The organism is Oleiphilus sp. HI0080 (genome assembly GCF_001635135.1).
The window spans coordinates 1-9422 of record NZ_LWFU01000400.1 but is presented as its reverse complement, the minus strand read 5'-3'; the positions used below and the strand labels follow the sequence as shown (position 1 = coordinate 9422).

Below are 9422 nucleotides of genomic sequence, written 5' to 3'. Positions count from 1 at the left end.
AGGAGCGCACAGTTTTTGAACAATAGCGCTTAATCGGCGCTTGCTACCGCTACAAGCCCACCCAGAAAATGATAGACTCGGCGCTTCATTAAGTCGTAACGATCCAGCAGTCTCGTGAGTGTTATATATGCAGAATTTCTCTAAGCTGAGCGCGCTGTTTGCGTCAGCTTTCCTTCTTAGCGCCTGTGAACCGGCATTCGAAACCACCGCTCAAAAATGTGCCGCTGGCCAAGATATTCAAGTCGTCATTCCAGCGCCGGACCCCAAGTTTCAAATATTCACAGATGCCGACGAATATCCGCTCTACCTTCGTGAAGCAATCGAGACTATGACGCCTTCCAGCGTACTTTCGGCTGAAGAGCAGGCAGCCAAGGACTTTATCGATCAACAAATTAGTGACTTCTTGAGTTACGACAAGTCTGGCGATTTAGTTACAGGCGCAAGAAACCCCCTGGACTTTCTTGAGAGTATCGTGTCAACCACTGATCCAGGCGTTGAGATAGAAGCATTTGCTATTGCCAAAAACCAGGTAGCACAAGGCATTGCCGATGATGACGATTTTTGCAGCTATCAGAATGATGACATTCGCATAGTCGACACAGACGCGGATGCAACAACGTTAGCCTTTGCTGAGCTCGCGATGAGCTACAACCCTTTTACGCGCATCGTTCAGCAGTCCATTATCGTTGCCGAGCAGCGTGAAGATCTAGAATCTTCAGCATCACGAGAATCCGTGCCGTTCATTGGCTTCTATCAGGCGCTCCCAGAGAACTTCAAAGCAAATGGTTTTACCCAACCTGAAGTCAGACAACTTATCGCCAATAACGGTAGCGGTTTTGCGCGCCTTTCATTCGATGATGGTGAGGATACAGAGCTCGGCCAGCTGCTGCTGGATTACAACAACGAGTACTGCGACACCGACCGCACAAATGATGACCCGAGCACATGGGAAGACTGCCCTTCAGGCACAACTACTCGGGTACCATCAACGGATGTCGGCGGAGCATGCGATGCGGAGGCAAACAAGCTTGAAGAACACAGCTTCGATTTAAACTCCGTTCACACTGATCTGAAGCGACTTCGCGTAGAAGTGGACTACACCAGCAACAAAGCAGGCGAGGTGCGCATTTACGTATCGGAATATCGAGAAGCCATCTACGGTGCCGACGCGAACGGACTCAACCAAAGCATCATTATCAAAGACCCAACAGACTGCGAAAAACAAGCCGTGCTTGATCTGCTTGCGGATGCCAATCCTGGCGTTGGCGTTCGACTAACGTTCGTTACGGATACCGGTTATGACATCACCTATGAAACAGATGCAGATGGTGAACCGGTACTCGATAGTGATGGCAACCAAATTATCTCGGCTGAACCGATTCCCGCGTATACCTACCAAGGTACAGCAGGAGCCATCATTCCCTAAAATTTCAGCAGCATTTTGCCTGCCCTCTGCTATATTTGAAGCATCAAATTAGCGAGGACAGCAATGTGTCGAGCCCTTCTATTGCCCACGTTATAAACGAGTTCATGAGTTTCAGCGAGCTGTTAGACGATGCTTATTGGGAAGCATCGAGCATCTCGGATAAAGATTTTATCTACGACATTGCGAGCATGTTCTCGCAAGAGATCGGAGAGCTAAACAAACTCAGCATCCAAGATCACCACTACCCCTACGAATTCATTACGGAAGGCATTCGCCGAATTGGGTCGAAAGTGGAAGAATTGGATGAGCGTCTCGCAGCGCTTATCCCCAGAACAAAGACCTACATTGATATGCGAGATATCCTTTCGAATATTCTCGCCATTCTTGAAGAAGCAAGAAGCTAGAGTCGGGCCTAAAAACCGACTAGCACCGGCCGCGTGTAATGGTCCACTAACAGAGCGACGAACAATAGCATCAGATACGTAATCGAGAATTTGAAGGTATTAATCGCATCGTGCTTGTGCTTGTTTCGAATCATCCTTACCGACCATTGCATAAAACGTGCGCCCAACAGTAACGCAGAGACCAAGTAAACCTCACCGCTCATCCCAGTGATATACGGCAACACAGTCACCAATAACAGAATGACGGTGTAGAGCAAAATATGTAGCTTCGTAAAACGCTCACCATGCGTTACTGGAAGCATGGGAATACCTACCTTTGCATATTCTTCTTTACGGTGAATCGCTAGCGCCCAAAAATGTGGTGGCGTCCAAGCAAAGATAATCAACACCAGCAACAAAGCATGCGGATCTAAATAGCCTGTTGATGCAGTCCATCCTAACAACGGCGGCGCCGCACCGGCCAAGCCGCCAATAACAATATTCTGTGGCGTCGCACGCTTTAAATACATGGTATATATCAGTGCGTAACCGATTAAAGAAGCAAGCGTGAGCCAGGCTGTTAGGGCATTTACCCAAACCATCAGCACAAGCATACCAAGGGCACCGATGGCCGCGGCAAATATCAGAGCCGAAGCACTATCGACCTTACCAACAGCAAGCGGTCGATTGCGGGTCCGAGCCATGTGTACATCAATTCTCTGATCAACAACGTGATTAATCGCAGCCGCGGATCCAGCCATTAATGCAATGCCTAAATTTCCTAGAATCAAAGCTTGCCAGGAAGGCAAACTGTAAGTCGCCAACAGCATCCCCACCACAGAGGTCAGCAACATGAGCGCGACTACTTTAGGCTTACAGAGTTCGAGATAATCCTTCCAGGAAGCGGAAGCGGGCGCTCCCCCTATCATTGATGTTGCTTTCATTTCTTCCTCCCATCTTATTATTTTTCTAGACGATGTAATTGGAAATTAAGATTGACCATGCTTAACAACAACAAAGCACCTACTGCATTATGCGCAACTGCAACGGCTAAAGGAACTAACAGGATCACATTGCTCAAACCGAGCAGCACTTGTGCAATCAAAATAACCAGCATCGTAATGACCCCGCTACGCACTGCGGGAACGGTCTTTAGCCGCCACAAGCGCAGCGCCATCCAAAGCAGATAAGCAACGAGAACGATGGCGCCGATCCGATGTGCGACCTGAATGGCGACTCGGCTCGCATTATCCATGGTGCCGCCCAAATAATTTGGGCCAACCTCTTGGGTAAAATCAAACCCCTTCGCAAAATCCATTTCAGGCCAAAGTGAGCCCTGACAACCTGGCAGTTCATCCCCACAAGCAAGCGCCGCATAATTAGAGGCTGTCCACGCCCCCAAAAAGATTTGAAGAACAACCAAAATCAAACCAAACATCGCAAAGCGCTTCAAAGGCTTGAGAAGAGATAAGGCCTCGTTAAGTCCCTTACTCATCGCGCCAGAACCGGTACGAAGCACCAGCAGAAACAAAAGGGACAGTGTCGCGAACCCTCCGAGAAGGTGTGCGCTGACAACTTGCGGCCAGAGCTTGAGCGTTACCGTCCACATACCGAACAAACCCTGACAAATCACCAACGCTAGCAGGCCATAAATATGCCAAGTCGGTAATGCTGATTCCTGAGCCGAGTATCTTATCTGTCTCTGCGCCCGAAACGCATAGATAGACAGGCATAAGATGACAAACCCTAAGCTACTCGCAAAATAACGATGAATCATCTCTGGCCAACCTTTTTCTACTTCAACCGGCGCTTCAGGGAACCGTGCTTCTGCGATTGCTATTTTCTCAGGCGACTCTGGAACAGTAAGAAAGCCATAGCAGCCTGGCCAATCTGGGCAACCAAGACCCGCATCCACAAGCCTCGTCCAAGCGCCGAGCATCACGACCACAATAGCGAGCAGCATCGATAACAAAGCCACTCTATAGATTCTCTTCCGATGCATCGTAAACCTCTTTCGTTCTAACCGATATTTGACAGCTTAAGTAGCTTCTTCAAATCGTCTTTAAGGTCATAACCACTATGTGAGGTATCGTAATGCAGAATCACGTTGCCAAGTGGGTCGCTTATCCAAAGCTGCCAAGTGGAATTCGCTTCGCTGTTGATGATTCTTGGCAGCGCAGCTTGCACCTTATGGTCTATAGGTAGGTATTGAAGCTCTGGGTAGTCTTCTGCAAGCACACTGCGAAAAGTCTGTTCGTCGGGCGTCATAAACACTCGGGCGACACGCCCCTGCTCTCTAGCCATTAAAATATTTACCTGTCGAGCTGTATGCGCCATATCCTGACATACAACATCACACTCACCGCTGCCGGTCTGAATCAACAACCACTTTCCCTGAGTTTCCTTATATAAGCCGTCACTCGTCGGCTGCAAGCCAAAAGCAGCCAACGATAAAGCAGGAGCAATTAGCTCACCTTTATTGGTCTTACCTGTTGGTATGGCGAAGCTGCCAAAGTACATAAGCATTGCCAGAATGACCGGAACGCCCGCCACCGCAAAAATAGCCAATAATTTAAGTTGGTTGCGACGACGTTGATGCTCTGAATTAAGTTGTAGTGTTTCAGTACTCACAAGATACTCCCGTACTTCCTGATCTATTATTCTTGATATTGTTTGTCGGCCCTTGGCCATAACTTAAAAGTGGTAAAACATGCCAGTAGCAATAAGGCAAAGGACATTGAAAACCATTGCAAGGCATAGCCCTGATGCTTTTCCGGATTCATCATCTGATAGTCCCAGTACACATCTTCGGCACCCACAACGTCCCCTGAAAAAAGCCGGAATTCGCTGTTCGTAACAAGCCTAGTCATAAACAACTGTTCAATGGCCGGCCAATCAAGCCCCTGAATACGCCAACTGTTTTTCCCATCTGATTCAAGGCTACTCTCAAACACGGTCAGTTGCTTATCTGGCCAATAAAAATAACCGTCCAAAGCAACACTGCTATTCGCTGCAGAGGGCAAGCCAACCTCCGGAAATTCGCTGCGATACTTTGGTGCCGGCAGCCAACCTCGGTTTACCAATAAGAACTCACCCGTTTCGGCCTCAAACAGAGTCAGCAATTCGTAACCCACACGTCCTTTTTTTTGGCGGTTATCCAGAAGCAAGTGCCGATCCAAATAACGCCCTCTTAATGTTAACCGCTCAAAGCGCTTGGCCGTTTCGTCTGAAGCAAAAGCGCGACTGATCGCACTTGTTCGTTGCTGCTGCTCTGCGAGTAACAATCGTTTTTGATCAGCTCTGTCTAGCTGCCAAAAACCAAGCTTTAGCATCAAGGGGAAAAAAATAAGGAAGAACAACCAGACCAGAATTAGAGGTTTTGCCGCGCCTTTACTTCGTCCAACCATACTTCTCATACTACTCTTGGCTTTGAAGTGCTTTGCCTCGCAGGCTACACTGCAGCCTCCTATCAAATAAAAAGAACCGACAACATGTTAAAAATCATCATTGCCGTGCTCTTGATTGGCGTTGTTATCAGTCTGTTTAGCGGCCTATTTTTCTTGGTTAAAGACGACAGCAAATCAAAGCGAGTTGCTCATTCCTTAACAGTACGCGTCTTTCTAGCCGCACTCATTGTCTTGGTCGTTCTTTATGCCTTATGGACGGGGGAGTTAAAACTTAACCCCTCGCCCATCTGATCATTCGGTTTGCTTCTTAAAGAATATAAACAAGGAAAAACAGACCTAGCCAAACCACATCGACAAAGTGCCAATACCAACTGGTTGCCTCAAACGCAAAGTGGTTATCTTTGTCAAAGTGCCCTTTCCGAATACGGAAGTACATAATAATCAGCATGATTGTGCCCAGCGTCACGTGCGCACCATGGAACCCCGTAAGCAAGAAGAAGGTCGTACCATAAATACCTGATTGCAATGTCAAATCTAGGTCGTTATACGCCTCAACATATTCTTCTCCCTGGAAAAATAAGAACACCGCGCCGAGTGCAATTGTTGCAAGCAAAAAACCTTTCAGCTTCGCGCGATTACCATCTTTCAAAGCGTGATGTGCGATCGTCACGGTCACACTCGATGCTACAAGCAAGATAGTGTTCAACAACGGCAAATGCCAAGGGTCAATTAAGGCCTTAGGACCAGGGAACGTAGTGTTATCCGGGTTCACCATTAACGGCCACGTTGCTTGAAACTCGGGCCAAAGCAATTCACCGGTTGATGCATTGCTGCCCTCACCGCCGATCCATGGCACGGAAAAGACCCGCACATAAAACAGCGCACCGAAAAAAGCGGCAAAAAACATCACTTCCGAAAAAATGAACCAGCTCATTCCCCAGCGGAATGATCGATCCATCTGCTCGCTGTACATGCCAGCACGGCTTTCTTGGATAACGTGGCCAAACCAGCCGAACAGCATATACGCCATAATCAATGAACCGACAAAGAACATTAACCAAGACATGCCGGTGCTCTCACCAGCAGAAGCTGCGTTCATAACGCTTCCTGCGCCCACCAGTGTCAAGAATAAACCGATGGTTGCAACGATAGGCCAACGACTCTGCGCCGGCACATAATAAGATGTTTCTGCACTCATTTATCTAGACTCCTATTCTCATTCAAGACGCGCTAAACCGCTCGCGGACGTCCAATTATTATTTTCACAGTGCTGCTTGTTGTAAGGCTTGCTCCAAGTCTTCGGGTGCCAAAGTTTCAGTCTGATCAAACAGGGTGTATGACAACGTCAATGTACCCAGATGCTCGGGCAACGATTCATCGACCACAAAACGCAGAGGCATCAACACCTCTTCCCCGGGCTTTAACACTTGCCGGTTAAAGCAAAAACATTCTGTTTTATGGAAAAAATCCGTACCTTCGGATGGCGAGAGGCTTGGAACTGCTTGCGCAACCATGGGCTTACTAGTCGGATTTTTGGCATAAAAATCGACAGCGATCATGGCTCCGGGATGCACGCTCACCTGATAATCAACTGGGCGAAACTCCCACGGCATATTCTCATTGTTTTGTGTAACAAACTGAACGCGAACTTGACGCTCTGCATCGACGATATGCTCTTCTACAAGAGAAGCATCATATCGGCCTGAGGTTTTGCCATTCAGTCCAGTGATGTCACAAAAAACGTCATAAAGGGGGACCATCGCAAAGCCAAAACCAAACATGGCCACAACAGCAAAAAGCGACTTTAGAACGGTTCTTTTTGTTGCCTGGTTTTGCATATGCCTCCCCCTTAACTTCGTACAATACTCACTACGATTGACTACTTCACCTCAGGCGGTGTAGAAAATGTGTGGTAAGGCGCGGGAGACGGAATAGTCCACTCTAGCCCTTCAGCACTTTCCCAAACCTGATCTGTCGCCGGCTCTCCGCTTCGAATCGTCTTTATGACAAGGTAAAGAAATAGCAACTGCGTTGCGCCAAACATAAACGCGCCAACAGTCGATATGCTATTAAAATCTGCAAACTGCAACGCGTAATCTGGAATACGCCGCGGCATACCAGCCAGCCCCAAGAAGTGCATTGGGAAGAATGCGAGATTCATACCCACAAACGATAACCAAAAATGCAATTTGCCCAAGGTCTCGCTGTACATCCGGCCGCACCATTTAGGCAGCCAATAATAAACAGCCGCGAAAATACCAAAGATAGCTCCTGGTACGAGAACGTAATGGAAATGTGCAACAACGAAGTACGTATCGTGATATTGGAAATCCGATGGCGCAATCGCCAGCATCAAGCCTGAGAAACCTCCAATGGTAAACAGCACCACAAAGGCAATTGAAAACAGCATAGGCGTTTCAAATGTGAGAGAGCCTCTGAACATGGTGGTGATCCAGTTAAAGACTTTTACCCCAGTTGGCACTGCAATCAACATAGTTGCATACATAAAGAACAGCTCGCCAAATAAGGGCATGCCAACCGTAAACATATGGTGCGCCCAAACGATGAACGAGAGTATTGCAATGGATGCAACTGCGTACACCATCGAGTGATAGCCAAACAACCGTTTACGCGAAAATGTTGGAATAATCTGACTCACCACTCCAAAAGCAGGGAGGATCATGATGTACACCTCAGGGTGCCCAAAGAACCAGAAAATGTGCTGGAACAGAACTGGATCACCACCACCTGCCGCATTGAAGAAGCTCGTACCGAAGTGAACGTCCATTAGCATCATGGTGACAACGCCAGCCAATACCGGCATAACAGCGATGAGCAGGAAGGCTGTAATCAACCATGTCCAGACAAACAACGGCATTTTCATTAGCGTCATGCCCGGCGCACGCATATTCAAAATGGTTGCGATAACGTTGATCGCCCCCATAATCGAAGAGATGCCCATCATATGCACACCAAAGATAAAGTAAGTCACTGTATCAGGGGCATATGTTGTGGAAAGAGGCGCATAGAATGTCCAACCAAAGTTGGGTGCGCCACCTTCCATAAACAGGGTGCTCAGCAGCAGACCGAATGCAAACGGCAGAATCCAAAAACTCCAGTTATTCATTCTTGGCAAGGCCATATCCGGCGCACCAACCATAAGAGGAATCATCCAGTTAGCCAAGCCGACAAAGGCGGGCATCACCGCGCCAAACACCATAATGAGACCGTGCAAAGTCGTCATCTGGTTAAAGAATTCCGGCTCCACTAATTGCAAACCAGGTTGAAACAACTCAGCTCTTATCGTAAGGGCCATACAGCCGCCAACAAGAAACATTGCGAAACTGAACCACAGATACATCGAACCGATGTCTTTATGGTTAGTCGTAAACAGCCAACGAGCTATGCCTTTTGCAGGGCCGTGATGCTCATGCTCTTCGTGCGTAGGATTATCAATTACCGCGCTCATAAGCCCTCCTTATTTATTTTTATAATCGACGATGTCTTTAGCGGAAATATTGTCGCCAGTATCATTACCCCAAGCATTTCGCTCATAGGTAATTACCGCAGCAAGATCCACTTCACTAAGCTGAGCGCCGTAAGCCTGCATGGCAGAGCCTGGCACACCATCTACGACCACTTCGATATGCTTATCCAGCAGCTTGGTAGCAATTTCACTACCTGCAAGCGCTGGAAACGCTGGAGGAATGCCTTGACCGTTCGCCTGATGGCACGCAGCGCAGTTAGTCGCATAGACCTTTTCACCGCGCTCCATTTGCTCCTCTAGGGTAAAGGTTAGCTTGGCGAGTTCGGCAGCGGCTTTCGCCTCTTCCTGCTTCTTCACGAGCCATTCGTCGTATTCAGCTTGCTCTACAGCGCGCACAACAACCGGCATAAAGCCGTGATCCTTACCGCACAGTTCGGTACATTGCCCACGGTAAACACCAGGTTCATTGATGCGCGTCCAGCTTTCATTAATGAAACCAGGGATAGCATCTTTCTTTACTGCGAAATCAGGAATCCACCAGGAGTGGATCACGTCGTTTGCTGTAATCAAAAAACGAATCTTTTTACCCACTGGCACAACAAGCTCGTTATCGACTTCTAGGAGATAGTTTTCGTTTTTCTCTTTGGCGTTATAGATCTCTTCTTTTGGGGTCGATAGATTACTAAAGAAGTCGACGCCTTCACCCAGATACTCATAGC

11 protein-coding genes are annotated in these 9422 nt (G+C 47.9%); 3 read left to right on the top strand and 8 right to left on the bottom strand.

The window, feature by feature from the left end; genetic code table 11:
• Nucleotides 1-127: 127 nt before the first annotated feature.
• Nucleotides 128-1426 (top strand): hypothetical protein, encoded by a 1299-nt coding sequence (locus tag A3751_RS07150; RefSeq protein WP_068453800.1) that lies wholly within the window; start codon nt 128-130, stop codon nt 1424-1426.
• Nucleotides 1427-1491: 65 nt separating this feature from the next.
• A complete protein-coding gene (locus A3751_RS07145) occupies nt 1492-1830 on the top strand; it encodes a hypothetical protein (RefSeq protein ID WP_068453798.1) in 339 nt (112 codons plus the stop codon).
• A gap of 8 nt (nt 1831-1838) precedes the next feature.
• Here A3751_RS07145 and cyoE read toward each other — a convergent pair whose 3' ends face one another.
• The 4 genes from cyoE to A3751_RS07125 are packed head-to-tail and all read right to left on the bottom strand — an operon-like array spanning nt 1839 to nt 5225.
• The gene (gene cyoE, locus A3751_RS07140; protein ID WP_068453795.1) at nt 1839-2753 is read right to left on the bottom strand and encodes a heme o synthase; all 915 of its coding nucleotides are present in this window, start codon (nt 2751-2753) and stop codon (nt 1839-1841) included.
• 17 nt (nt 2754-2770) lie between these two features.
• Nucleotides 2771-3811: a heme A synthase gene (locus tag A3751_RS07135; protein ID WP_068453794.1), complete on the bottom strand. Its 1041-nt coding sequence runs from the start codon at nt 3809-3811 to the stop codon at nt 2771-2773.
• A gap of 17 nt (nt 3812-3828) precedes the next feature.
• The gene (locus A3751_RS07130; protein ID WP_068453791.1) at nt 3829-4440 is read right to left on the bottom strand and encodes a hypothetical protein; all 612 of its coding nucleotides are present in this window, start codon (nt 4438-4440) and stop codon (nt 3829-3831) included.
• A gap of 26 nt (nt 4441-4466) precedes the next feature.
• Complete coding sequence (locus A3751_RS07125; protein WP_082863104.1) at nt 4467-5225, bottom strand: SURF1 family protein; 759 nt, start codon at nt 5223-5225, stop codon at nt 4467-4469.
• 75 nt (nt 5226-5300) lie between these two features.
• Between A3751_RS07125 and A3751_RS07120 the strand changes: the two genes are divergently transcribed.
• A complete protein-coding gene (locus A3751_RS07120; RefSeq protein ID WP_068453788.1) occupies nt 5301-5507 on the top strand; it encodes a twin transmembrane helix small protein in 207 nt (68 codons plus the stop codon).
• A gap of 16 nt (nt 5508-5523) precedes the next feature.
• On the opposite strand, the gene A3751_RS07115 is transcribed toward A3751_RS07120, so the two are convergent.
• From A3751_RS07115 to A3751_RS23850, 4 genes are all read right to left on the bottom strand, one after another.
• Nucleotides 5524-6414, bottom strand: coding sequence for a cytochrome c oxidase subunit 3 (locus A3751_RS07115; RefSeq protein WP_068453784.1), 891 nt, complete (start codon nt 6412-6414; stop codon nt 5524-5526).
• A 64-nt stretch (nt 6415-6478) separates the two neighbouring features.
• Nucleotides 6479-7054 (bottom strand): cytochrome c oxidase assembly protein, encoded by a 576-nt coding sequence (locus A3751_RS07110; RefSeq protein WP_068453782.1) that lies wholly within the window; start codon nt 7052-7054, stop codon nt 6479-6481.
• 41 nt (nt 7055-7095) lie between these two features.
• The gene (gene ctaD, locus A3751_RS07105) at nt 7096-8685 is read right to left on the bottom strand and encodes a cytochrome c oxidase subunit I (protein WP_068453780.1); all 1590 of its coding nucleotides are present in this window, start codon (nt 8683-8685) and stop codon (nt 7096-7098) included.
• A gap of 9 nt (nt 8686-8694) precedes the next feature.
• The coding region (locus tag A3751_RS23850; protein WP_156492305.1) for a c-type cytochrome at nt 8695-9422 on the bottom strand (728 nt) is incomplete at its 5' end.